At 61.9% G+C, this 23,501-nt stretch carries 24 protein-coding genes; 7 read left to right on the top strand and 17 right to left on the bottom strand.

The window, feature by feature from the left end:
- Positions 1–371: 371 nt before the first annotated feature.
- From D0Y60_RS22630 to D0Y60_RS22560, 15 genes are all read right to left on the bottom strand, one after another.
- The gene (locus tag D0Y60_RS22630) at positions 372–1,136 is read right to left on the bottom strand and encodes an SDR family NAD(P)-dependent oxidoreductase (protein WP_117372208.1); all 765 of its coding nucleotides are present in this window, start codon (positions 1,134–1,136) and stop codon (positions 372–374) included.
- Positions 1,137–1,156: 20 nt separating this feature from the next.
- Entirely contained in the window at positions 1,157–1,741 is a 585-nt protein-coding gene (locus D0Y60_RS22625; RefSeq protein WP_117372207.1) for an XRE family transcriptional regulator, read from the bottom strand.
- A 118-nt stretch (positions 1,742–1,859) separates the two neighbouring features.
- Complete coding sequence (locus D0Y60_RS22620) at positions 1,860–2,627, bottom strand: SDR family oxidoreductase (protein WP_117372206.1); 768 nt, start codon at positions 2,625–2,627, stop codon at positions 1,860–1,862.
- 21 nt (positions 2,628–2,648) lie between these two features.
- Positions 2,649–3,350, bottom strand: coding sequence for an ABC transporter ATP-binding protein (locus tag D0Y60_RS22615; protein WP_199564256.1), 702 nt, complete (start codon positions 3,348–3,350; stop codon positions 2,649–2,651).
- Positions 3,289–4,113 (bottom strand): ABC transporter ATP-binding protein, encoded by an 825-nt coding sequence (locus D0Y60_RS22610; protein ID WP_117372204.1) that lies wholly within the window; start codon positions 4,111–4,113, stop codon positions 3,289–3,291. Before D0Y60_RS22610 ends, D0Y60_RS22615 begins: the two co-directional genes overlap by 62 nt.
- Positions 4,089–5,084, bottom strand: a complete 996-nt coding sequence (locus D0Y60_RS22605; RefSeq protein ID WP_117372203.1) for a branched-chain amino acid ABC transporter permease — start codon at positions 5,082–5,084, stop codon at positions 4,089–4,091. Before D0Y60_RS22605 ends, D0Y60_RS22610 begins: the two co-directional genes overlap by 25 nt.
- Positions 5,085–5,087: 3 nt before the next feature.
- Positions 5,088–6,038 carry a branched-chain amino acid ABC transporter permease gene (locus D0Y60_RS22600; RefSeq protein ID WP_117372202.1) on the bottom strand — a complete coding sequence of 317 codons (951 nt, stop codon included), beginning with the start codon at positions 6,036–6,038 and terminating at the stop codon, positions 5,088–5,090.
- A gap of 68 nt (positions 6,039–6,106) precedes the next feature.
- Positions 6,107–7,225 carry a branched-chain amino acid ABC transporter substrate-binding protein gene (locus tag D0Y60_RS22595; protein WP_158565538.1) on the bottom strand — a complete coding sequence of 373 codons (1,119 nt, stop codon included), beginning with the start codon at positions 7,223–7,225 and terminating at the stop codon, positions 6,107–6,109.
- 134 nt (positions 7,226–7,359) lie between these two features.
- A complete protein-coding gene (locus D0Y60_RS22590; RefSeq protein WP_117372226.1) occupies positions 7,360–8,121 on the bottom strand; it encodes an SDR family NAD(P)-dependent oxidoreductase in 762 nt (253 codons plus the stop codon).
- A gap of 53 nt (positions 8,122–8,174) precedes the next feature.
- Positions 8,175–8,870 carry an acetoacetate decarboxylase family protein gene (locus tag D0Y60_RS22585; protein WP_117372200.1) on the bottom strand — a complete coding sequence of 232 codons (696 nt, stop codon included), beginning with the start codon at positions 8,868–8,870 and terminating at the stop codon, positions 8,175–8,177.
- Positions 8,871–8,957: 87 nt separating this feature from the next.
- Positions 8,958–10,391, bottom strand: coding sequence for an NAD-dependent succinate-semialdehyde dehydrogenase (locus D0Y60_RS22580; protein WP_245409279.1), 1,434 nt, complete (start codon positions 10,389–10,391; stop codon positions 8,958–8,960).
- A 25-nt stretch (positions 10,392–10,416) separates the two neighbouring features.
- Complete coding sequence (locus D0Y60_RS22575; protein ID WP_117372198.1) at positions 10,417–11,520, bottom strand: Zn-dependent alcohol dehydrogenase; 1,104 nt, start codon at positions 11,518–11,520, stop codon at positions 10,417–10,419.
- 52 nt (positions 11,521–11,572) lie between these two features.
- A complete protein-coding gene (locus D0Y60_RS22570) occupies positions 11,573–13,099 on the bottom strand; it encodes an AMP-binding protein (protein WP_348627867.1) in 1,527 nt (508 codons plus the stop codon).
- A gap of 50 nt (positions 13,100–13,149) precedes the next feature.
- A complete protein-coding gene (locus D0Y60_RS22565) occupies positions 13,150–13,923 on the bottom strand; it encodes an enoyl-CoA hydratase/isomerase family protein (RefSeq protein ID WP_117372225.1) in 774 nt (257 codons plus the stop codon).
- A 133-nt stretch (positions 13,924–14,056) separates the two neighbouring features.
- A complete protein-coding gene (locus tag D0Y60_RS22560; RefSeq protein ID WP_245409278.1) occupies positions 14,057–14,899 on the bottom strand; it encodes an IclR family transcriptional regulator C-terminal domain-containing protein in 843 nt (280 codons plus the stop codon).
- Between the two features lie 323 nt (positions 14,900–15,222).
- Between D0Y60_RS22560 and D0Y60_RS22555 the strand changes: the two genes are divergently transcribed.
- From D0Y60_RS22555 to D0Y60_RS22525, 7 genes are all read left to right on the top strand, one after another.
- Entirely contained in the window at positions 15,223–15,954 is a 732-nt protein-coding gene (locus D0Y60_RS22555) for an acetoacetate decarboxylase family protein (RefSeq protein ID WP_158565537.1), read from the top strand.
- 1 nt (position 15,955) lies between these two features.
- Positions 15,956–16,786 (top strand): pyrroline-5-carboxylate reductase, encoded by an 831-nt coding sequence (gene proC / locus D0Y60_RS22550; protein WP_281048174.1) that lies wholly within the window; start codon positions 15,956–15,958, stop codon positions 16,784–16,786.
- A gap of 198 nt (positions 16,787–16,984) precedes the next feature.
- A complete protein-coding gene (locus D0Y60_RS22545; protein WP_117372194.1) occupies positions 16,985–17,845 on the top strand; it encodes a xanthine dehydrogenase family protein subunit M in 861 nt (286 codons plus the stop codon).
- Positions 17,845–18,321, top strand: a complete 477-nt coding sequence (locus D0Y60_RS22540; protein WP_117372193.1) for a (2Fe-2S)-binding protein — start codon at positions 17,845–17,847, stop codon at positions 18,319–18,321. Before D0Y60_RS22545 ends, D0Y60_RS22540 begins: the two co-directional genes overlap by 1 nt.
- 2 nt (positions 18,322–18,323) lie before the next feature.
- Positions 18,324–20,576, top strand: coding sequence for a xanthine dehydrogenase family protein molybdopterin-binding subunit (locus tag D0Y60_RS22535; RefSeq protein ID WP_117372223.1), 2,253 nt, complete (start codon positions 18,324–18,326; stop codon positions 20,574–20,576).
- A gap of 9 nt (positions 20,577–20,585) precedes the next feature.
- Positions 20,586–20,831, top strand: a complete 246-nt coding sequence (locus D0Y60_RS22530; RefSeq protein WP_117372192.1) for a MoaD/ThiS family protein — start codon at positions 20,586–20,588, stop codon at positions 20,829–20,831.
- Between the two features lie 156 nt (positions 20,832–20,987).
- Positions 20,988–21,671: a YoaK family protein gene (locus tag D0Y60_RS22525; RefSeq protein WP_117372191.1), complete on the top strand. Its 684-nt coding sequence runs from the start codon at positions 20,988–20,990 to the stop codon at positions 21,669–21,671.
- Between the two features lie 184 nt (positions 21,672–21,855).
- Here D0Y60_RS22525 and D0Y60_RS22520 read toward each other — a convergent pair whose 3' ends face one another.
- The gene (locus D0Y60_RS22520) at positions 21,856–22,443 is read right to left on the bottom strand and encodes a DJ-1/PfpI family protein (RefSeq protein ID WP_117372190.1); all 588 of its coding nucleotides are present in this window, start codon (positions 22,441–22,443) and stop codon (positions 21,856–21,858) included.
- 60 nt (positions 22,444–22,503) lie between these two features.
- The gene (locus D0Y60_RS22515; RefSeq protein WP_117372189.1) at positions 22,504–23,472 is read right to left on the bottom strand and encodes a substrate-binding domain-containing protein; all 969 of its coding nucleotides are present in this window, start codon (positions 23,470–23,472) and stop codon (positions 22,504–22,506) included.
- Positions 23,473–23,501: the final 29 nt, after the last annotated feature.

Genomic DNA, 23,501 nt, shown 5'->3' with positions numbered 1-23,501 from the left:
CGGAAACCGGGCCGCTGTGGGCGCTACTGCCCTTCGACAAACGAAGTCATGTGAGATGTCGGGATAACTGTCCCGCATATTGGATGGATTGAAATACGCTCGGTCAGCCTTTGTCAAGAACCCCAGCCGGCAGCTTGAGGTGCGCAATGGCCGACGTAAGCCATTCTCGTCACTGAGATCTCCGAGAACCAAGAAGCCTTGGCGGACTGCCAAATCACCGCGGTAAGGCCGGCGCCAAAGATGGTGTGGCATCCATCGTTCATTCCCCGCTCTGTGGACGCGGAGTATGGCCCGCACGAATGAGAGCTATGATATCCTAGAGAAGCGTGTCGTCTCTGCCTTTGGCATATCCCGGAATAAGCCCATGACAATCATTTCGCCAGATACCCACCATCGGCTTCAAAGCACGCGCCCGTGACGAAAGACGCAGCATCCGAGAGCAGGAAGAGAATGACATTGGTGATCTCGTCTGCCTGTCCAACCCGCTGCATCGGGTGTAGTGCGGCTGCAGCGTTGCGCTTTTCATCGCTAAGATGGCCGAGCAACGGCGTGTCGATGAAGCCCGGCGCAACGGCGTTGATGCGAATGCCGTGCGCCGCATGGTCCAGAGCGGCCGCCTTGGTGAAGCCGATGACACCGTGTTTGGCGGCCGTATAGGCCGGTTGTCCGGGAAAACCGCGAAACCCCATGATGGAAGAGACATTGACGATGGATCCGCCGCCACGCGCCAGCATGGCCGGAATCTGATGCCGCACCGCGTTGAACACGCCGGTCAGGTTGACCGCAATGATCCTGTCCCATTGCTCGGCCGGATAAGACGCGGTCTCGCAGCGCGGCAGGTCGATGCCGGCGGAATTGACGGCGAGATCGAGGCCGCCGAACGTGTCGACACCCCGCTTGATCGCCTCTTCCACACTGGCGATCGCCGTGACGTCGACCTCGACCGCCAGCACGGTCTCCGATGGGAGCGTTTTGGCAAAGGCGTCCAGCCGTATCCTATCCCGATCCACGAGAACGAGCTTTGCACCGAGATCGGCTAGTCTGCGGGCGGTCGCAGCGCCGATACCCGAAGCGGCGCCTGAAATGAAGGCAACCTTGCTCGAAAATGCCGCGGGATCAAAAAGGGGCGACGCCATGCGTTTATGCCTGCCGTGATCTATTTGTAAACGCCGACCCAGATGATGATGGTCGGTTCGGTCTTCGAGGGATTGTGTGAGCGGTAGGTCGACGAGCGATTGAAGCGGTAGCTGTCGCCCTCGACGAGCTCGAATTTTTCTTCATCCACCCAAAGCTCCAAACGCCCCTTGAGGATGTAGCCGTATTCAGCGCCCGACGTTGGCACGTTCTTGGGTTCCGTCTCAAGGCCGGGCTCAAAGGTCGACATCATGAATTCGACATCGGAATCGAGCTGCGGCGTCAGGAGTTCCGTTCGTGCACCCCGATGCAGCATGAAGCGGCGTTGGCCGCTGCGAACGACGATATCCTTTTCGCGCTCCGCGTCCGGCTGCTTCTCTTCCAGATCGACAAACCAGCTCATCGGCACGCCGAAGATCGTACAGGCGGCGTAGAGGTCCTTCAGTGTCGGCTGCGACAGGCCGCGTTCGAGCTGACTGACATAACCCGTGGAACGATTCAGCCCCTCTGCAAGCTGCTGAATGGTAATGCGGCGAGAGCGCCGGAGCTCACGCAGCGTCTTACCCACATGATCGGGCGTCGGGGCTTCGAAAACGGAATTGGACATCGAACATAACCTGATAAATTCACTTGAATGATGGAATTGATCAAACACTTCATCGAGTCAACGCCAGCCTTGGTTTGCAATCTCCGCCGGACCGGTTGTCCCCATTTACCGGACCGCCTCAGCCAAACGTTCCCGCCGTGGTGCCGCCATCCAGCATATAGACCATGCCGTTGGCATAACCCGCCTGCGGCGACAGCAGGTGGTCGATGGCATCGGCCACTTCGTCCGGCCGGGCGAAGCGACCGAGCGGCACGCGGCGCTCGTAGAAGGCCCGATCATAGCCACCGCCGCTTTCCTTGAGGAGACCATCCGCCATTGGCGTGTCGACGAAACTCGGGCAGACGACATTGCTACGAAGGCCCTGGGGTCCATGATCGAGCGCCATGCAGCGGATCAGGCCAACCACGCCATGTTTGGATGCGCTGTAGGCGGCATAACCGCGTGAGCCGCGCACGCCCGAGTCCGAACTGACCGCGACAAAGGCGGAGGACGGATTGCGCAACAGGTGCGGAACCGCATGTCGTGCCAACAGGAAGGGACCGGTAAGATTCACAGCCAGCGTGATCTCCCAGGTCTCGTCGGTCAGTGTCGTAACATCACCTTTCCGCGCGATACCGGCTGCGGCGACCACACCGGAAAGAAAGCCATGTGCTTTGACGGCCCGGCTGACGGCAGCGGCGACATCGGTATCCAGGGAGGCGTCACCTGCCGACGCGATGACCGCCGCTCCCCGGTTTCGGCACGCGCTTTCCACCTCCGCCATCGCCGACGCGTTGCGATCGAACAGGGTGAGCGCCACCCCCTCTTTGGCCAGACAAATCGCGGTGGCCCGCCCGATTCCGGAGGCCGCGCCGGATATCAGGATGGATGTCTGGGCTTTGGACATGTTTCCTCCATATATCGCCAGTCAGGCGCCGAGATAGGCGGCTTTGAGATCGGGATCGTTGAGCACGTTGTTTGCGCCCCCCTCCACCGAGCAGCGGCCGGCGTCGATCACATAGGCATAATCGGCGATTTCCAGTGCCACCGCCGCATTCTGCTCGACGACGATGAGGCTGATGCCGGATTTCGACAGCGTGATGATGATCTCGAAAATCTGGTTGATGATTTTCGGCGCCAGACCGAGCGAAGGCTCGTCCAGCATCAAAAGCTCGGGCGTTGCCATCAGCGAGCGGCCGATCGCCAGCATCTGCTGCTGGCCGCCACTCATACGGCTCGCCAGCGAATGCCGCCTCTCCTTGAGGATCGGGAACATGTCGTAGACCTGGGTCCGGATCTCATCGAAGCTGCGCCCGCGACCGGGGATGTAGCCGGCCAGCAGGTTCTCCTCGACCGTCAGCCGCTGAAGAATCTGGCGACCCTCGGGGCAATGGGCGAGACCAAGGCGGGTGATCTCTTCCGGCGGCAGTCCCTTGATCGGTCTGCCCTTGAATTCGATCTCACCGGAATAGACCTGCGTCAGGCCGGAAATCGAGCGTAACGTCGATGTCTTGCCCGCGCCGTTCGCGCCGATGATCGTGACGATCTCACCGGCACGGACTTCCAGATCAATGCCGAACAATACCTGCGTTCGCCCGTAGCCCGCCTTGAGCCCGGCGACTTTGAGCAAGCTTGCGGATGTCGTCGAGTTCTTCCGTGGTTCCAAGATAGGCCTCCTGCACTCTTTCGTTCGTGCGAACCAGATCCGGCGTGCCGGAGCAAAGCAGCTCGCCATAGTTCAAGACGTCGATCCGGTCGGAAATGGACATCACCATGTCCATGTCGTGTTCGACGAGGATGATCGCGCGGTCTTCACGTTTCAGGCCGGCAATCATCGCCGCCATGTCTTTTGTTTCGGTATGGTTGAGACCGGCGGCCGGCTCGTCGAGCAGCACGATCGGCGCTTGCGTGACGAAAGCGCGCGCCAGTTCGAGGATCTTCTGCCGGCCGTAAGGCAGGTCACCTGCCAGAACATCCGCCACATCCGACAGATGAAATTCAGCGAGGCAGGCGTGGCAGATTTCGAGCCGTTCGGCCTTGCTCAGCCGTTTCGCGCCCGTCAAGAAGGTCAGCCACGACTGCGGGAAGAAGCAGACCTCCAGGTTCTCCAGAACCGTCATGCCATCGAAAAGACGGAGGTTCTGGTAGGTACGCGACACGCCGAGTTGGGCGATGCGATGCTTGGGCAGCCGATTGAGCGCCGTCTCGCCGAGCCGGATCGTGCCCGATGTCACCGCGTAAGAGCCGGCGATCATATTGACGACTGTCGACTTGCCGGCACCGTTTGGCCCGATGATCGAGTAGATCGACCCGACGTCGAAGGACAGCGACAGGTTGCGGATCGCAACGAGCGAGCCGAAATGCTTGCTTACGTTTTCGAGGGCGAGAGCCATAGGGTCCGGACCTTTCGAATGATGAAGCCGAGGTTGAAGCGGGGTGAAACCAAGCCGCCGGGGCGAAGAACGATGACGGTCACGAGCACGACGCCGTAGATCAGCAGGCGGTATTGCGCGGCGAAATGCAGGATTTCCGGTAGAACCACGAGCACGACCGCCCCGGCGATGACGCCGACGATATTGCCCACCCCGCCGATGATGATGATCAGCACGACGAGCAGCGATTCCTGAAAGGTGAAGCTCTCCGGGCTGACGAAGCGCTGGAACGCGCCGAAGATCACCCCGCCTGCCCCGCCGATCGCCGCACTGAGCGCGAAGGCCAGCAGCTTAAGCGTCGTCGTGTTGATACCGAGACCCCGCACCACATCCTGGTCCTCGCGCAGCGCCCGCCAAGCTTTGCCGAGGATCGAGCGTTCCATGTAATAGACGCCGGCGCAGACGATGATGGCCAGCACAAGCAGCAACCAGTAGAAATGCACCGGCGTGGTCAAGGGCAGCCCGAAGAGGCTCGCCCTGTCGAGGCCGGCAATGCCCTGCGGACCGTTGGTCAGATCATCGGCATTGTTGATGGCGATGCGAATGATCTCGCCGAAGGAGAGCGTGACGATTGCGAGATAGTCGCCGCGCAGCTTCAGCACCGGAAAACCGAGGAGAATCCCTGCTATGGCGCCGGCCGCGGCACCGATGAACAGGACGACGATGAACGGCAGGTGGATGTCGAATTGCCCGCTGGCAAGCATGGCATAGGCATAGGCGCCCACCGCGTAGAACGCGATAAAGCCGAGATCGAGCAGACCCGCATAACCGACCACGAGATTCAAGCCGACAGCGAGGATGATATAGATCAGAATACTGTCCACGACGCGGACATAGTAGGACGGAAAATACGGCACCAGCGCAAGCAGAACCACGCAGAGCGCGAGAACCGCAAGCAGGCCGAGCCGCCGGGCGATCACCGAATTCCCCATGGGTCAGTAATCCTTCTTTGCGACGGTCGTTTCTTCCGAGACGGTCTCGCCGAGCAGGCCGGCGGGCTTGAACAGAAGAACGAGGATGAGAACGGCGAAGGCAAAGACATCACGATATTCCGTGCCGATATAGCCGAAGGAGAGGATCGGCAGGAAAGCCGTGCCGAAGACTTCGATCGCACCGAGCAGGAAACCACCGAGCATGGCGCCCGGAATGGACCCGATGCCGCCAAGAATAGCAGCCGTGAAGGCTTTCAGGCCGATGACGGAGCCCATGGTCGGCTGCATGATGCCGTAGTAGGACGCATACATGATACCGGCCATCGCACCGAGCCCTGGGCCGATGAAGAAGACGAGGCTAACGGCGCGGTTGACGCGGATACCGAGCAGGCTCGACGTTGTCCAGCTCTCGGACGCCGCGCGGATCCAGATGCCGAGCCGCGTGCCGTTGACGAAGAGCGTCAAGCCCACCATCAGCAAGACAGCCGCAATGAGGATGCCGAGCTGTACCGTCGTGACCATGCCGCCAAGTGCGTCGATCGGCGTGCTCGGCACGATGGCCGGGAAATGGACCGGCTGCGGCCCCACCGTCACACGGACCGCGCTTTGCAGCACGATGGACATGCCGAGCGCGCTCAACATCGGAGCAAGGCGGCCATAGGCGCGCAACGGCCGATAGGCGAAGCGCTCGATTGCCACGCCAAGCAGACCGACGATGACGAAGCTCGCGACGATGGCGATGGCGGAGTCCAGCACCGGGGCTAGGCCTCCGAGACCGACGAGCCCGCTGAACAGGAACGTATAGATATACGGGCCAAGCATGAAGAACTCGCCATGGGCGAAGTTGATCAGGCGCATCACGCCGTAGACCATCGTGTAACCGAGGGCAATCAATCCGTAGATAGCACCGATGGCGAGCGCGAAGATCAGCTGTTGTAGAAAGTAATCGAACAAGGGGATCGCCTCTATGACGACGGGCCGGCACGGACTGCGCCGGCCCCGTTGAACAAACGTTCGGCTGATTACTGCTTGATCAGCTCGAATTTTCCGTCCTTGACGACGTAGAGGTACATCGGCGCAGTCGTGTTTTCACCATTCTCGTCGAAGGCGACCGGGCCAAGCAGCGTGTTGACCGTGACGCCATGCAACTGCGCGAGAACGCCTGCACGGTCCAGGCTTTCAGCCTTTTCAACGGCGGCGGCCATCACCTGCGCATTGGCAAAACCAAGCGAGGCATAGGGACCGGGTGCGCGGCCGAAGCGGGCCTGGTGGCGATCGGAAAAATCCTTCAGTTCCGCCGAGGAATCGTAGGGCGGAAGCTGGAAAGTCATGAGCGCGCCTTCAGCGGAAGCCGCACCGACCTGCGTGATGAAATCGACGGTAAAGCCGATATCCGGGCCGATGAACTGCGCTTTAAGGCCCTGCTCGCGCATCTGCTTGAGGAACAGAGCAAGCTGCGGCATGCCGGCGCCCATATAGACGACGTCAGGGTTTTCCAGCTTGATCGAAGCGATCAGCGCCGAAAAGTCGACGTCCTCGGGGTTTGTGCCGTAGGTACCGGAGACCTTGCCGCCGCCGGCTTCGAAATTGTCCTTGAACACGCCGGAGATGCCCTGGCCGAAGACGGTCTTGTCGTGCACGAGCACGGCATTCTTCAGGCCGAGCTTCTCCGTCACATATTTCGCCGGCAAAGCGCCCTGCACGAAGTCGTTGGCGACGGGGCGCACAACGGTCTTGAAGCCCATGCGCATCAGTTCAGGGTTGGTCGCGGGGACGACCTGCGGCATGCCGCATTCCGAGTAGATATCGAGGGCCGGCATTGTGACGCCGCTGTTCATGTGCCCAATGACGCCGATGACGGCGCTGTCGTCGCAGAACTGCTGGGCAACGAGCGTGCCCTGGCGCGGATCGGCGCGATCATCGAGCGGGCGGAAAACCACCTTGTTGCCCTTTATGCCGCCCTTCTCGTTGAGCTGGTCGAAATAGAGCTGGGCACCATCGATCTGCGACTGGCCGAACTCGGCCTGTGCGCCGGACATCGGCGCGCTGCCCCCCAGCACGATGTCGTCCGCCAACACCGGCATGGCGCCGGAGGCGAAGAGGAGTGCGGCGGCAGAAAGAAGTATATGGGTTCTGTTCATTTTGGTTCCCCTTTTGCTCGTTGAGATTCGTTGCACGGAACTCCCGTCCGGGCAACGAATGCATGAAATTATGCGATACATTCTTCACGACAGTGACCAGGCGCGCGACTACCTGAAGTTTCCCTTCACCCTCCTCATTTCGCGAGATAACCACCGTCCACCGCCAGCACGTGGCCGGTGGTCATTGCCGAGGCCGGTCCGGCCAGGAAGATCATGGCAGAGGCAACTTCCTCAGGTTCTGCCAGGCGCTTCAGCGGCGTCAGGCTGCGGATCTTGTCCATCTGCGCTCCGTCGGCCATCAGATGATCGATCAGCGGCGTCCGGACCCAGGTCGGCGCTACCGCGTTGACGCGAATGTCGTGATCAGCCCATTCGACGGCCAGCGTCCGGGTGAGGTTCACCACGCCGGCCTTGGTCGATTGGTAGGAGACGTTCGGATGCAGGCCGCCGCCGGAATAGCTCATGATCGAAGCCGTGTTGATCACCACGCCGGGAATGCCGCGGGCGATCCAGGAGCGGGCGGCCGTCCGTGAGCAAAGGAACATGCCCGTCAGGTTGACCGAGACGACGCTGTTCCAGTCTTCGATCGCAAGCTCCGTCGACGGCCTGCGGATCGAGATGCCCGCATTGTTGACGAGGATGTCGAGACCGCCGGCCTCCTGCTCCGCCGCAGCGAAGACAGCCAGGACGTCGGCCTCGTCGGTGACGTCGAGGGCGCAGGACGTCGCAACACCGCCAGCCTCCCGCACCTCCCGGCAAACGGCTTCCGCCGCTGCCCGATCCCGGTCGAGAACCACTACATGCGCCCCGAAAGCAGCGAACATCAGCGCCGCAGCGCGGCCGATACCTCCACCGCCACCGGTAATGAAGACCCGCTTTTGATCGAGTCTGAACATCTTTTCGGGCGCTTTTGCACACATCATGTGTACGGTTCCCTGTTAAGCCCGTTTCAGCCGACGATCTTGCCGAAGCCGAGGACGAAGTTGGCGACGATCATTTCCGCGCCGACGATCTCGCGGATCTGGAAATCGGAGAACGGATCGCTGGCGCTGCCGCCGATCTTGATCTCGGCCGTGCCGAGGGCGTGGCGGAGCGTTTCGGAGTGACCCAGCGAGTTCTCGATGATCTGCGTTTCGACGTCCGCACTTTCCGGCGACGGAATGATACGGGTCTGGAAACGCGGGTGCAGAGCCGGCTTCTCGAAGGCAGGGCCATCAGCCTTGAAGTCGATCTCGATCAGCGAGGTGCCGCGGCGCGAGAGCTTGGCCGTGATTGCCGTATCGCTCGCCTTCCACTCCACGTCGCCCATCTTCTTCGGATAGCCCCAGACCTCGCGGCCGACCGCCATGGAGTCGTCATTGGTGACGATCTCGTACAGCACGTGACCGCCCGGGCGCCCCTGATAGCTCATCGGCACAACGATGCCGCCTTCCGCATAGGACCCGAGCGCGCCGCCGGCCGGCACGTCCATGATGAAGAATTCGATCACGTCGCCCCGGACGTCGAATTGCTCAGGCAAAGCCGCGCGGATCGCCGCCTCATCAACGCGGCAGAACACGCTGACCTTGCTGAAGGCTTTGTAATCGAACGGCGGCGCCTGATAGAGGGGGGCGCGCTGCGGAAGGGCATAGGCGTTCTGGGACATGGCAGAGAGGGTCTTTCCTGTGTGTTCACTTCGGTATGAAGTTCACACTAATGAAAAAATGAAGTCAAGATTTCATTTTGGTGATTTTCACAAATTCGTCTGTGAAACGAACTTGATCGTCTGGAACGTCTCCAGCGCCTCCGGACCACCCTCGGAGCCGTAACCGGAATCCTTCACGCCGTTGAAGGGAACCTCTGCATAGGCAAGGCCGTAATCGTTGATCGAAAGCATGCCCGTTTCGATATCTTCGGCGAAACGCTGCGCGTGTTTCTGGGACCGCGTGAAGGCATAGGCGGCCAAGCCGAACGGCAGACGGTTCGCCTCGGCAATGGCCGCATCCACCCCCGCGAAACGGTTGACGACCGCGACAGGCCCGAACGGCTCCTCGTTCATGATCGCGGCGTCCAGTGGCACATCGGCCAGCACCGTCGGCTCGAAGAAGAAGCCGGCATTGCCGATGCGGTTGCCGCCGGTCAACAGGCGGCCGCCCTTGGCGATGGCATCGCCGATCAACCGGTCCATCGCGTCGAGGCGGCGGGCATTCGCCATCGGCCCCATGTCGATACCGTCGGAGAGGCCATCTCCTATTTTCACGGCCTTCGCCGCAGTGACGAAGTCTTCGAGGACATTGTCGAAGACGGGCTCTTCCACCAGCACACGCGTCGGCGCGATGCAGACCTGACCGGCATTGTGGAACTTGTGGCCGGCCAGCATCGAAACGGCGGACGAAAGGTCCGCGTCGGCGCAGACGATGTAGGGCGCATGGCCACCGAGCTCCATCGTCACCCGCTTCATGTGGGCGCCGGCGAGCGCGGTCAGATGTTTGCCGACCGGCGTTGAGCCGGTGAAGGACACTTTGCGGATCACCGGATGCGGAATGAGATATTCGGAAATTTCCGAGGGTGTGCCGTAGAGCAGGCTGATCGCGCCATCGGGGAAACCAGCATCGGCAAAGGCGCGCACCATGGCCGCACAGGAGGCCGGTGCCTCCTCGGCGGCCTTCAGGATGACGGTGCAGCCGGCGGCAAGCGCCGCACAAATCTTGCGGATCGCCTGGGCGACCGGATAGTTCCACGGCGTGAACGCGGCGACGACACCGATCGGCTCCTTCATGACCATCTGCTGCACGCCGGGCTTGCGCGCCGGGATGATGCGGCCGTAGGAACGGATGGCCTCCTCCGCGAACCAGCGGATGACGTCATCGGCATTGCGCAGTTCCGAGCGGGCTTCGGCAAGCGGCTTGCCCTGCTCCATGGTCAGGACGGGCGCGATATCCTCGATACGGGCGCGCAGATTATCGGCGGCTGCGTGCAGCAGTTTTGCACGCTCGCGCGCCGTCGTCTTGCGCCACAGTTCGAAGGCTTCGGCGGCAGAGGCAAGCGCGCGATCCATGTCTGCGGTCGTTGCTTTCGCGACGCGACCGACTTCGCCGCCAGTCGCCGGGTTGAGGACGGGCAGCGTTTCGCCGCCCGAGCCGTTCGTCCATTCGCCGGCAATGAAGAGTTGGGTATCGGGATACATGGTCAGCCTCGTTCGATTTCGTCGGTCAGCGGTCGAAGCACACGAGCGTGCGGGCAAGAACGCCCTGCTCAAGCCAGCGGAAGGCTTCATTGATCTGTTCCAGCGGCACGCGCGCGCCGACCTGGCGGTCAAGGTCGAAACGGCCGGCACGGTAGAGCCCGAGGATGCGTTCGAAATCACGCTCCGGAACCCCGCCACCGTAGTTACTGCCGATGATGCGCTTCTGAGTATTGGGCAAGGTCGAGGCTGGCAGGGAGACCATCTCGCCCTTGGCGGCGATGCCGACGGAAATCACCGAACCGCCGAGCCGAACGCTGTCATAGGCAAGTGCGATCGCCGCAGGCCGTCCGGTGCAGTCGATGATACTGTCGGGCCCCCGGCCTCGGCTGAGCGCCTTCAGTTCCGCGGTGACATCCTGTGTCGCGGAATTGAGGAAGTGGGTCGCACCGAAGGACCGCGCGACCGCCTCCTTTTCCGGATTGATATCGATCGCGACGACCGCCTCCGCCCCAGCGACGGACGCCGCGTGGATGGCGTTGATACCAACGCCGCCGACGCCGATGACGCCGACGATCTCGCCGGGCTCGACGCGGGCGTCGTTCACCACGGCGCCGAAGCCCGTCGTCACCGCGCAGCCGACGAGAGCCGCGACCTCGAAGGGAATGTCGTGTTCGATCTTGGAGCAGCCCGCTTCCGGCACAACCGCAAGCTCTGCAAAGCTCGAAACGCAGGTGAAATGATTGACCGGCTTCTGCGCGCTGCCGAGACGGCGGGCGCCCTTCCAGAGCGTGTTGCCGCCCGCAGCATCACCATAGGTGTCGCACATGGTCGGCAGCCGCTTGTGGCAATAGAAGCATTCGCCGCAATTGGGCGCCCAGGAAAGAATGACGTGGTCGCCCTTCTTCACCTTCGACACCGCCGAACCGGTGCGCTCGACAATGCCAGCCGCTTCATGGCCGAGGATAATGGGCAGCTTGGGGCGCGACTTGCCCTTTGCGGCGCTGAGATCGCTGTGGCAGACGCCCGTCGCGATGATGCGCACCAGCACCTCGCGGTCGCCGGGATTGGCGATCGGCACATCCTCGATGACGAGGTCTTCATTGAACGTGTAGAGAACGGCGGCCTTCATTCTGACTGTCTCCCCTTGGGGTATGCGGTTATGTGCGTATCGGGACCGGACCTTATCGGCCGGTGCGCTGCTGCCTGTCCCAGCTGCCTTCGACGGATGCTGGCAGCCGGTGCTTCATGATGCGCTGGCTCGGCGTGCGCTCGAAATCCTCTACCAAGGCGAGGTAGCGTGGGTTCTGGAACGGCGCCAGGCGATGGGCAAGCCAATCGGAGAAGGCCGGATAATCAATCGCTGCCCCTTCCTTCGGCTTGATGAACAGCTTGATCTCCTGTTCGCCGACCTCGGCCTTGACGCCGATCAGCGCACAGTCTTCGACCATCGGATGACTGCCGGCGACATGCTCCACCTCGAAGGCCGAGACGTTCTCACCCTTCACCCGCACGCTGTCCGTCAGGCGGCCGAGGAAATAGAGGTTGCCGTCCGCATCGATCATGCCGAGGTCACCGGTGTGGAAACCATCCGGCCGCAGCGCCTTGGCAGTCGCCTCCTCATTACGGAAATAGCCGGCGAAGACCGCGCCCGCCTGACGCGGGTGGACGACGATCTCGCCATGCACGCCCGCCGCCACGGGCGTACCCTGTTCGTCAAGAATCTCGACGGAAAGCCACGGCACGGGCGTGCCCACCGAACCGACTATGCCGGCCGCATTGAACGTGGTGATGCTGGAGGATTCCGTCATGCCGTAGCATTCGCGCAGCGGCGTGCCGAAACGCTCCTCGAAGGCGCGCCAAATGTCGCGCGGGCAGCCGCCGCCCCAGGCGACGCGAACCTTGTGGTCACGGTCGCGCGCGCTCTCGGGTTGCTTGAGAAGAATCTGCAAGACACCGCCGAGATAGTGGATCTGCGTCGCGCCGCAGTCGCGCACCTGATCCCAGAAGCGGCTGGCGCTGAAGCGCTGCACCATGGACAGCTTGACGTCGCGCAGCAAAGGAATCGGGATGAGCTGCGCACCGCCAATATGATAAAGCGGCTCCCAGACGAAGAAGACATCGCCATCGCGCGCATCCGAGCAGAGCATTGCGCCTTCGGCCGCGTAGCGCAGCATGCGATGGGTGACGCGGACGCCTTTCGGACGACCGGTCGTGCCGGAGGTGTAGTTCAGCGCAAAAAGATCATCGGCAGCCGGCAGCGGCTCGGCGAAGACGTGATCGCCGCTGGCAAGCCGGTCGAGCGACTCGGTGTCGCCGGCCTCCGCGACAAGCCGGAACGCCGAGATGTCGGCACCGCATTCCAAGATATTCGGGAACAGATCGCGATTGGCGAAGACGACGCGCGGGTCGCAGTGCTCCAGGATGTATTTCAACCCGTCGCCGCGCAGCTGCACATTCACCGGCACCCAGACGGCGCCGCACTTGGCGATGGCAAACAGCACGGCGAGGCTGTCGGGGCTGTTGCGCAGCATCAGCGCGACACGATCGCCCTTCTCGACGCCAAGGCGACGAAGCGCGGCCGCAACATTGTCCGACTTGCGGTGCAGATCGGCAAAGGTGATCGGTTCGCCGTCGAACGTCGCATAGATGGCGTCGGGCGACGCGGCGGCCCGAGCCGGCAGGCGAGAAATGAAACCTTGGTCTTCCACGCTATAGTCCTGAAAAGTCATTGATCTTGAAACGCGACGGCAGGTGCGGCTCAGCCGGACTTCGCCTTGGATTTGGCGGCGAGAAACTGTTCCATCATACGGTTGGGCTCACCATCGCCATAGGCGATGCGCTGGTTGCGAACGCCGGCCGCAAGCGCGTCGCGGAAACGGGCCTCGGTAACCTCGCGGAAGCGCTGCTTGTTGAGCTTCATGGCGAGCCGCGGCTTGGCGGCAAGCTGTTCGCCGAGTGCTAAGGAGGCTTCCAGCACCTCCTCGCGCGGGACGAGCCGATTGATGAGGCCGATGGCGACACATTCCGCGGCCTCCATCATGCGGCCGCTAAGGGTCAGATCGGTGGTGCGCGCAAGCCCGATCATCTCCATCATGATCCATGGGCCCGTCGTACTGGCGATGCCAGAATTGATCTCCGGCTGTCCCATCTTCACGCCATCGTGGCCGATACGGAAATCGCCCAACAAGGTCACCTGGAAAGCCGAGCCAGCTGCCAGGCCGTTCAGCGCCATGATCAACGGCTTGGAAAGGCTGCGGATCCGATCATAGAGCCGCTCCCATTCACCGATCCAAAGTTCCGCGCGGTCGGGGTCGAAGGTCTTGGTCTCGTTGAGATCCTGCCCGGCTCCGAAGGCGCGCTCCCCTGCCCCGGTCAAAATGATCGCACCGACAGCGGCGTCCTCTTCAGCGGACTCCAGCGCAGCCATGAGGTCAAGGCGCATCTGGGAATGCCACGCATTGAGGACTTCGGGGCGGTTCAGCGTGATCACGCGGCAGGAGCCGCGCTGCTCTGTCAAAACGAAATTTGTCATGCGATCCATCGTATTGTATTGTGATACTTTGTATCGTAATTCGATACATGAAATTGTCAATCGGATTTTTCACGGCATAAAAAATCCCTCGCCGGCAAGCCGACGAAGGCTCCAGATTTGCCTTTAGAATACGTTAGAAGGTGGAGGAGGCCTGTGAGATAGACCGCGCGGCGGCGACGACGAGAGGCGCGAACGTCTCTTCTGCCTTTTCGGGGGTGTAGCGCGCGTTGGACACGCCGATATTGACCGCCGCGACGGGACGTCCGGACTGATCAATCACCGCGGCAGCGACCGAGAGATCGCCTGGAAAGAATTCGCCCCAGGTCGTCGCATAACCGGCACTGCGCGCAGCATCGAGCCGTTCGACCAGCCCGTCGACCGTGTGCACGGTCTGCGGCGTGAAGGCCTGCAAGGGCGACCGCTCGATGAGCGAAAGCGCCTCCGCCGCCGGCAGTCGGGAGAGGATCGCCCGGCCTGGTGCCGTGCAGAAGGCCGGCATGCGCGTGCCGACGACGACATCGGTGTTAAGCATGTGCCGGCTCATGAAACGGGCGGCAAAGACGATCTCCATTCCATCGGGCAACGTGAGGTTCACCGCCTCCTCCGTCTCGCGGCTGAGATGGAGGAGATAGGGCATCGCCTGGTTGACCAGCGGGTTGGCGGTGATGAAATGGCGCGCCATTTCGAGACTGCGCAGGCTGAGCTCGAAACGCTTCGTCACCGGGTCCTTTTGCAGGTAGCCCAGTTTGTTCAGCGTATGGGTAAAGCGTTGCGCGGCACTCTTGTCGAGGCCGACATTCGCGCCGATCTGCGCAAGGCTGAGGCTCCGGTTGGTGCCGTCGAAGGCCTCCAGCACCCGAAACGCCTTTTCCACCGATCGCACCATCAGCGGATCGGTATCGTCGGCACTTTTCGGGTCATCAGAGGACAAGCTCGTCACCATGGCAATCGCTTCGCCGCGCCACGAAGGCGCCATTGCAGAACTCGTCTCGTGTAGCCCGGCCTCCCGATATCGGCAAGCCCGCCGGATATCGGCATGTCACCGTCGAGATTAGACGGCAATAGTGTCTGCGGAACCGGATGCGGAGAGCGGGTTCTAGTGGTTTTCCAAGATCCAACAGCGTGTGCGCGGTCCCTGCGCGGTATTCGCTGCAGCCGAAATCACTTGACGCGCATGGAATCATGGATAACAAATTTCACATGGATGAATTTATGCAATCATTTTTTCATTCATCCTCAACTTCTCCCAAAGGCCCCAAGGCAGCTATGACCCGAATTCCGCTACACGATGCCAACAACATGCCCCTCCAGGCGCCGCTGATCCCAGATCCTTTCGTACCCTATGAATGCCCAGGCAACCGCAGTCTCCACGCCATCTGCCAGGGCGACCCGGCAATCCTCGGCCAATATCTAGAGAACACACCGTTCACGCTCGCTGGCGACCGGTTCCTGGTCTATGTCTCGGACTTCACCAACTGCCGCAAGGCGCCCTTCATGGATGCCGGCATCGTCATCCCCGTGCGTTTCGGCGATCGCGAAGGCGGCTATTTCCTGTTCGAATACGAGGACAATGACGCAGCCATCGCGGCCGGCCGCGATCTCTGGGGTTATCCGAAGAAATTTGGCACGATCGAACTCATCGAGCGTACGGGAGGGGCGATGGCAAGCGTCGTCCGCCATGGCGTACCGCTGATCACCATCGACTGCACCTTCGACGGCACTCAGGCCGAACCGCTGAAGACAACCCCGCATCTCAACATCCACATCCAGCCAGCGCCGGACGGAAAGATCCTCAACAAGCGGGTGATCGCCCGCGACACCTCGCCGGATTTTCGGATGACGTCCTGCCGCTGGGGCTCGGCTGCAGTCTCGCTCGGCGCGCTCGCCACCGACCCGCTCTCTCCGCTCGGCCCGGTGCGGGTTCTGGCCGCCAACTATGTGATCGGCGATTTCTTCGCCACCGAACAGAACGGCTGGGGCAAAACGATCGCCAACCTGGTCACAAACGGCATCCCGGTTGAAGGCGCCTGATATAACCGAAGTCGCAACCAACGACGGGCTGCTTCTGGTCGGATGCGGCAATATGGGGCGGGCAATGCTGCAAGGCTGGCTGACGGCCGGCTTCATCCATCCGAACGACGTGCATGTGGTCGAGCCCGCGGAGGCGCTGCGCGCTGAAGCCCGCGTGCTCGGTGTCAGGACCTATGCATCGGCCGAGATGCTGCATGCGGGGTTCAGTCCGGCGACTGTCGTCCTCGCGGTAAAGCCGCAGATCATGGCGGCGGTGCTGCCGGCCTACCGGCCCCATGTGACGGAAAGCGTCGTCGTCAGCATCGCCGCCGGCGTTCCCGTTGCGACGCTGGAAGCGAGCCTTGGCGAGGTGCCCGCGGTGCGCGCGATGCCGAATACACCGGCCGCGATCGGCAAGGGGTCGACGGTCATCTTCGCCAATGCGCGCGTCAGCCCGCAGCAGGCCGAACGGGTGACGAGGCTCCTCTCTGCCGGCGGTGCGGTGCATCGCGTCGAGCACGAGGCGCTGATCGACGCGGCTACGGCCCTGTCCGGCTCCGGCCCCGCCTATGTGTTCCACTTCATCGAGGCACTCTCTGCGGCAGGCACGCAACTCGGCCTGCCGCCGCGAACGGCTCTCGCACTTGCAAGGGAAACCGTATTCGGCGCCGGCGCCCTGGCGATGGCGGCCAGTACACCCCCTGCGGAACTACGCCGCCAGGTCACCAGCCCCGGCGGCACCACCGAGGCAGCGCTGCGTGTGCTGACGGAAGACGACGCCCTGAAAACACTCGTTAGAGCCGCGGCAACCGCAGCGTATCGGCGCGCTGTCGAGCTTGCTCGCACGGCGTGAGTTGGCCGACACACTCGGCTAAGGCGACCCATCTTCATGGGGAACCACATGGGTCGCTCATCGGAAATGGAGGACCCGGCTTGTATCGAACCGGTGCTTCCAATAGCGTTGGCGAGCGGTTGCGACATCGTCGCGGCATCGGTTATTGCGGGTTGCGATATTTGCTTCCGGCCCGACTTCATCACGAGGAGTATCCTTTTGCGCTATATTCGCCCAAGTTCATTGGAGGATGCCGTCGGCCTGCTGGCGAATGCCTCAGGCAAGGCCGCGATCCTGGCCGGCGGAAGCGATTTGCTGGTGAGAATGAAAGGCGGGTTCATCGAGCCCGACGTCATCATCGACATCAAAGCGATAGATGCCTTGGGACGCATCATCGAAAACGACGACGGCTTCGTCATCGGTGCTGCGGTACCTTGCGCGGTTCTGGGCGAAAACACAGCCCTCCGGAACGCGTGGCCCGGCGTCGTGGAGGGCGCCAGACTTATTGGTTCCAAGCAGGTGCAGGGGCGCTGCACGATCGTTGGAAATCTTTGCAACGCATCCCCGGCCGCTGACAGCGTACCGGCATTGGTGGCGGCCGGCGCCAGGGCTCTTGTCCGAGGCCCAGCGGGGTCTCGGACCATCGCTGTCGAAACGATCCCGGTCGGCCCCGGCAAAACATCGCTCGCACCCGGCGAGATCATCGAAGCGATTCTGCTCGACAAGCGCCAGCGCCATTCGGGCGACGCCTACCAGCGGTTCACGCCACGCACCGAAATGGACATCGCCGTCGTTAGTGCTGCGGTCAATCTCACCCTCAATGATCAGGGCGTCGTCGAGAAGGCGCGCGTCGCACTCGGCGCCGCGGCACCGACGGTGCTGCTGGTCGAAGAGGCGGCCGATATCCTGGTTGGCTCCCGTGTTGACGATGGCGCGCTCGAACGCCTTGCTGAAGCCTGTTCCGCTGCCTGTCGCCCTATCGACGACAAGCGAGGCACCGTGGAATTCCGAAAGAAAGTCGCGGGCGTTCTGGCCAAGCGGGTCGCGCTGACCGCTTATCAACGTGCAGGACAAAAGTGATGGCAGGCATAGCAGTTTCGACGACAATCAATGGCGATCAGGCCGAGTTCCTCTGTCACCCCGACGAGACGCTGCTGGAAGTGCTGCGCGAACGCCTGGGGCTCATGGGGGTGAAGGAAGGCTGCGGCACAGGCGACTGCGGGGCCTGCAGCATCATCCTCGACGACCGGCTGGTCTGCTCCTGTCTGGTGCTCGGGGCCGAGGCGGAAGGCCGCCGGATCGCCACCGTGGAGGGCATGGCGCAGGGCGACAAGCTCCATCCGCTGCAACAGAAATTCCTGGAGCACGCCGCCCTGCAATGCGGCATCTGTACGCCCGGCTTTCTCATTGCCGCCAAGGATCTTCTGGCCAAGAACCCGGACCCGACCGAGGAGGAAATTCGCTTCGGCCTCGCCGGAAATCTCTGTCGTTGTACCGGCTACGACAAAATCGTGCGCGCCGTTCAGGACGCCGCCAGCGTTATGAGAGGAGCATGACCATGACTTTTGATCCCAGCCACGCGGCACGCAGCTTCTCCTCCGTCGGCACGCGCCCCATCCGGCCCGATGGCGTCGATAAGGTAACGGGGCGTGCGCGCTACGGTGCCGATTTCAACATGCCCGGCCAGTTGATCGGACGGATCCTGCGCAGCCCGCACGCCCATGCCGTCATTCGCAAGATCGACACGTCGAAGGCCGAGCAGCTTCCCGGCGTCAAGGCCGTGGTGACGGCGGCAGACCTGCCCGATCTCACCAACGGCGACACGTCGATGTATGACATTCTCGACAACTGCATGGCGCGCAGGAAGGCGCTCTACGACGGGCATGCCGTCGCTGCCGTTGCGGCGATCGATGCACACACCGCCAGGCAGGCGCTCAAGCTCATCGACGTCGAGTATGAACTCCTGCCGCACGTCACCGACGTCGACCAGGCATTTGCTGCGGATGCTCCGCTCATCAACGACACCATCATCACGAAGGGCGTCGATCCGAAGCCGGATCGCGCATCCAACGTTTCGATGCGCAGCCAGTTCGGGCACGGCGATGTCGATGCCGGCATGGCAAAGGCGGATTTCGTGGTCGAGCGGACGTTCAGGACCGAGCAGACCCATCAGGGCTATATCGAGCCTCATGCCTGCGTGGCAAATGTCAGTTCGGACGGCACCGCGGATCTTTGGGTCTGCACGCAGGGCCACTTCGTCTATCGCCAGCATTGCGCGCAATTGCTCGGCCTGGAGGCCTCCAAGCTCCGCGTAACGTCCTCGGAAATCGGCGGCGGTTTCGGCGGCAAGACCCATGTCTGGGCCGAGCCGGTCGCGCTCGCGCTGTCGCGCAAGGCCGGCAGGCCGGTCAAGCTGGTCATGACGCGTGACGAGGTGTTTCGTGCAACCGGCCCGACCAGCGCCACGTCGATCGACGTGAAAATCGGCGCACTCAAGGATGGAACGATTATCGCCGCCGATGCGACGCTCCGCTACTCGTGCGGACCGTATGCCGGATCATGGGCCGAAGTCGGCGCCATGACGGCATTCGCCTGCTACAAGCTCGAGAATGTCAGGACCGTCGGCTACGAAGTGCTGGTGAACCGGCCGAAGACGGCGGCCTATCGTGCGCCTTCCGCGCCGATGGCCGCGTTTGCCGTGGAAAGCGCCATCGACGAGCTTGCTAAGAAGGTCGGCATGGATGCGGTGGATTTCCGTATCAAGAACGCCGCACAGGAAGGAACCAAGGCATCCTATGGCCCGGTCTATGGTCCGATCGGCATCGGCCCGACACTGGAGGCCGTGAAAAATCATCCACACATGAAGGCGCCGCTCGGCAAGAACCAGGGGCGCGGCATGGCATGCGGCTTCTGGTTCAACTTCGGCGGCCAGACATGTACCGATCTGAATATCGGGATGGACGGCACGGTCTCGCTGGCTGTCGGCACGGTGGATGTGGGTGGTTCGCGCGCGTCGCTCTCGCTGGTTGCAGCAGAGGAACTCGGCATCGACTACGCGCAGGTCAGAGCCGTGATCGCCGATACGTCGAGCCTCGGCTACAACGACATGACCGACGGCAGCCGCGGCACCTTCTCGTCCTCGATGGCCACCATCTCCGCCGCCCGCAACGCAATCAAAATTCTCCGCGCCCGCGCGGCGCAGATGTGGGACATCCCTGTCGAGGACGTGACCTGGGAAAGGGGCCATGCCGTCGCCAAGGGCGAGACGCATGGAAACCTTCCCAATCTGTCTTTGAAGGAAATCGCGGCCGCATCCGGCACTACCGGCGGGCCGATTGCCGGTCACAGCGAGATCGTGGCCGATGGCGCTGGCGTGTCCTTCGCGACCCATATCTGCGATATCGAGGTCGATCCCGAAACCGGGGCCACGAAGGTCCTGCGTTACACCGTCGTGCAGGACGCCGGCAAGGCCGTGCACCCGACCTATGTCGAGGGACAGTACCAAGGGGGTGCTGCGCAAGGCATCGGTTGGGCACTCAACGAGGAATACATCTACGGCAAGGACGGCCGACTGCAGAATGCAGGTTTCCTCGACTACCGCATACCCGTCTGTTCGGACCTGCCCATGATCGACACGCAGATTTTGGAAATTCCCAACCCCAACCATCCCTATGGAGTGCGCGGCGTCGGGGAAACCTCCATTGTCCCCCCGCTTGCGGCCGTGGCCAATGCGGTGTCCAATGCGGTGGGCGTGCGCATGGAGCATATCCCCATGTCGCCGCCGCGTATCCTGGCGGCGCTCGAAGCATAAGGAGGCCCGATGGTCGAGGTGACGCTCTGGGGTGCGCTCGCCGCAGCGGCCGAGGGCAACAGCAAAGTCGAGGTCGAGGCAAGAAACATCAGGGAACTGTTCAAGAGGTTGAGCGAGCGGTTCCCTGGGCTCACGCCACTGATGGACCGGGGGATTGCGGTTGCGATCAACGGGACGATCTATCGCGACACGTGGTCCAAGGAACTGCCGGCCGGAGCGGAAATCTATCTCCTGCCGAGGCTGGCCGGCGGATAGTGCTGACGATAAGATCGCGGCGATGAGGTTAACTTGGACATCATCGCCCCGCTGTCGCGGTGTCGTCGCCCTCGACGCTTTGCTTAGCTCGGCATATCGTGGGCGGTTGAAAGACCCTCATTACGACTGCAATTTCTTCAGCTACGCGATCCCCATATGCTCATTCACGAAGGCGACACCAGAACCCACGCGATCGACGTGATGCTGGCCTCCATTCTTTCAGTCGTGGCAGGCAGCGTTAACAGCGCGGGCTTCATGGCCTATCACTTCTTTTCCGCCAATATGACCGGCAACATCTCGATGGCGTCCGAACTGTTGGCTATTTCCCAGTTTGATGCGGCGATCAGCTTTCTCACCATCGTCGTGATGTTCATATTGGGCGCTTTCACTGCCTCGGTCCTCATCGAGGTCGGCAAGCGGCGGCAACGTCGCAACATCTACGCCCTCACATTGATCGTTGAAGCCGCAATTCTGGTGCTCGTCGGACTAACCTTGTCCGGGACGACGGCGCTGCCGAATGGCACGGTGCTTGTAGGACTCTTGAGCTTCACCATGGGCATCCAAAACGCTGCTTCGACAAGAATTTCGGGCAGCCGTGTGAGAACGACCCATGTCTCGGGCGTAGCCACCGACATCGGTGTCGGTCTCGCCATGCTTGCGAGTGGTCAAGCCAATGAAAAGACGGCGGTCCTGCGCCGTTTAAGCCTCCATCTTGCAACGGTGGCCGCCTTCGCAGTTGGAGGCATTTTGGGCGTGATCGGATATCAGCACTTCGGAAGCATGGCTTTCTCCCTGTTTGCCGTTCCACTGATTGTCTTGAGCGTGCTGTATCTCAGATAGCGGAAGCGAAATTCAGTTTACCGAAGGTCGCTAGGGGCCGCTTTTGTAACAGCAGCGAACTTTTCGATATCGACCCAATCTTCGGTCCGCGTATGGGGCTCGCCCCCCACATGAGGCTCTCGTCGCGCCCGCGAGTACCCCCGCGTCGAAACGCGGGGGCGAATCGTGATGTCCTGCGCGACGATCAGGCGTGCGTGATCTTCGTTCCGAGCACGTTGAGGCACTCGCGCATAAAGGCGGCAAGTCCGGTCCAGCCCTTGGCCGAAACCATATTGCCGTCAACAAAAGCTTCCGTCGGTTTCACGTCGATAAAGGTGCCGCCGACTGCCGTCACTTCGGGCTCGCAGGCGCCGAGGCCGGCGACCTTTCGACCCTTGAGCACACCGGGGACAGCCATAAGAATCTGCACGCCATGGCAGATCGTGAAAATCGGCTTGCCGGTCTCGTGGAAATGGCGAACCATGTCCTGGATGCGCTTGTCGGTGCGGATGTATTCGGGGCCGCGGCCGCCTGCCGCATAGACCGCGTCGTATTCTTCGACCCGAACCTCGGAGAACGTCTTGTTGATGTCCGCGTAGTGGCCGAGCTTTTCTGTATAGGTCTGGTCGCCTTCGAAATCGTGCAGCGACGTCTTGATACGGTCTCCAGCCTTCTTGTCCGGGCAGATGACGTGGACCGTGTGGCCCACCGCTTCCATCCCCTGCTGGAAGACGAAAATCTCGTATTCCTCGGTGAACTCGCCGGTCAGCATGAGGATCTTCTTGCCGCTCATGTCATATCTCCTGTTGTCAATGATGGGACGATGCCCGGACGGGCCGGGCATCGCTAAGGGTCAGAACGGGGAATCGGGGAAGTAGAACTGATCGGCGTTATCAGGCGTGATCAGCGGAGCTCCGAGCAGGAAGGAACCGCGCACCGGCGCCTGGCCGTTGAACTGGGCCGCGGTCATGTAGATGGCGGACTTGATCATCGACGGCGGATAGGGCGTCGAGATCGGCGTGCGCTCGTTCTTCTCCTTCACCATCTCGATGACCTGCTTCATGCCGTTGCCGCCAAGAGCGTATTTGATGTCCTTGCGGCCGGCATTGTCGACGGCCTCGATGACGCCGAGCAGCATATCGTCGTCGTTTGCCCAGACGGCATCGATCTTGGGATACTTCGCAAGGTAGTCCTGCATCAGCTTGAAGGCTTCGTCCTGGTTCCAGTTGGCATACTGGATATCGAGGATCTTGATGTTCGTCTTGGCGATGACATCCGAGAAGCCCTTGATGCGCTCGTCGTCGATCACGGTCGGAATGCCGCGCAACACGACGATCTGCCCTTCGCCGCCGAGCTTGTCGGCGAGCCAGTGCGCCGTGTTTGCGCCAACCGCGATATTATCGCCGGCCACATAGAGATCCTGGACCGACGGATCCGTAAGACCACGGTCGACCACGGAGATAAAGGTGCCCTTCTGCTTGATCTGCTCGACCGGCCCGGTCAGTTCTTCCGATGTGAAGGGCAGTATGACCAGCGCATCGAGCTTGCGACTTGCCGAGAGGTCCTCCAGTGCGGAAACCTGCGCGGGAGCTGAAGAAGCGGTGGACAAGACGACATCGATATTGGGGAATGCCGCCTCAATTTCTTTTTCGGCCTGCTCGGCATGATAGACGACACCTCCCGTCCATCCGTGCGTCGCCGCAGGAATAGAGACGGCAATGGTGACCTTCTCCCCTTCAGCCCGTGCGCTGCCGAGCGGCAGAGCCAGGACAAGTGCGGCAGTCGACAACAACAGACCGGCTTTCTGCATAATAGACTTCATTTTCTCCTCCTTTGAAGTCAGTGCTGTTT

It is taken from the genome of Shinella sp. WSJ-2 (assembly GCF_003432075.1).
In the GTDB taxonomy this organism is placed as follows: domain Bacteria; phylum Pseudomonadota; class Alphaproteobacteria; order Rhizobiales; family Rhizobiaceae; genus Shinella.
Note: the sequence above shows the minus strand (reverse complement) of the source record. Positions and strands in the feature narration are given on the sequence as shown.

Bases quoted from the DNA above. Each gene is read 5' to 3' on its own strand.
- D0Y60_RS22630 (WP_117372208.1), bottom strand. From the start codon at position 1,136: ATGGCGTCGCCCCTTTTTGATCCCGCGGCATTTTCGAGCAAGGTTGCC.
- D0Y60_RS22625 (WP_117372207.1), bottom strand. From the start codon at position 1,741: ATGTCCAATTCCGTTTTCGAAGCCCCGACGCCCGATCATGTGGGTAAG.
- D0Y60_RS22620 (WP_117372206.1), bottom strand. From the start codon at position 2,627: ATGTCCAAAGCCCAGACATCCATCCTGATATCCGGCGCGGCCTCCGGA.
- D0Y60_RS22610 (WP_117372204.1), bottom strand. From the start codon at position 4,113: ATGGCTCTCGCCCTCGAAAACGTAAGCAAGCATTTCGGCTCGCTCGTT.
- D0Y60_RS22605 (WP_117372203.1), bottom strand. From the start codon at position 5,084: ATGGGGAATTCGGTGATCGCCCGGCGGCTCGGCCTGCTTGCGGTTCTC.
- D0Y60_RS22595 (WP_158565538.1), bottom strand. From the start codon at position 7,225: ATGAACAGAACCCATATACTTCTTTCTGCCGCCGCACTCCTCTTCGCC.
- D0Y60_RS22590 (WP_117372226.1), bottom strand. From the start codon at position 8,121: ATGTTCAGACTCGATCAAAAGCGGGTCTTCATTACCGGTGGCGGTGGA.
- D0Y60_RS22585 (WP_117372200.1), bottom strand. From the start codon at position 8,870: ATGTCCCAGAACGCCTATGCCCTTCCGCAGCGCGCCCCCCTCTATCAG.
- D0Y60_RS22580 (WP_245409279.1), bottom strand. From the start codon at position 10,391: ATGTATCCCGATACCCAACTCTTCATTGCCGGCGAATGGACGAACGGC.
- D0Y60_RS22575 (WP_117372198.1), bottom strand. From the start codon at position 11,520: ATGAAGGCCGCCGTTCTCTACACGTTCAATGAAGACCTCGTCATCGAG.
- D0Y60_RS22565 (WP_117372225.1), bottom strand. From the start codon at position 13,923: ATGACAAATTTCGTTTTGACAGAGCAGCGCGGCTCCTGCCGCGTGATC.
- D0Y60_RS22560 (WP_245409278.1), bottom strand. From the start codon at position 14,899: ATGGCGCCTTCGTGGCGCGGCGAAGCGATTGCCATGGTGACGAGCTTG.
- D0Y60_RS22555 (WP_158565537.1), top strand. From the start codon at position 15,223: ATGCCCCTCCAGGCGCCGCTGATCCCAGATCCTTTCGTACCCTATGAA.
- D0Y60_RS22540 (WP_117372193.1), top strand. From the start codon at position 17,845: ATGGCAGGCATAGCAGTTTCGACGACAATCAATGGCGATCAGGCCGAG.
- D0Y60_RS22535 (WP_117372223.1), top strand. From the start codon at position 18,324: ATGACTTTTGATCCCAGCCACGCGGCACGCAGCTTCTCCTCCGTCGGC.
- D0Y60_RS22530 (WP_117372192.1), top strand. From the start codon at position 20,586: ATGGTCGAGGTGACGCTCTGGGGTGCGCTCGCCGCAGCGGCCGAGGGC.
- D0Y60_RS22525 (WP_117372191.1), top strand. From the start codon at position 20,988: ATGCTCATTCACGAAGGCGACACCAGAACCCACGCGATCGACGTGATG.
- D0Y60_RS22520 (WP_117372190.1), bottom strand. From the start codon at position 22,443: ATGAGCGGCAAGAAGATCCTCATGCTGACCGGCGAGTTCACCGAGGAA.
- D0Y60_RS22515 (WP_117372189.1), bottom strand. From the start codon at position 23,472: ATGAAGTCTATTATGCAGAAAGCCGGTCTGTTGTTGTCGACTGCCGCA.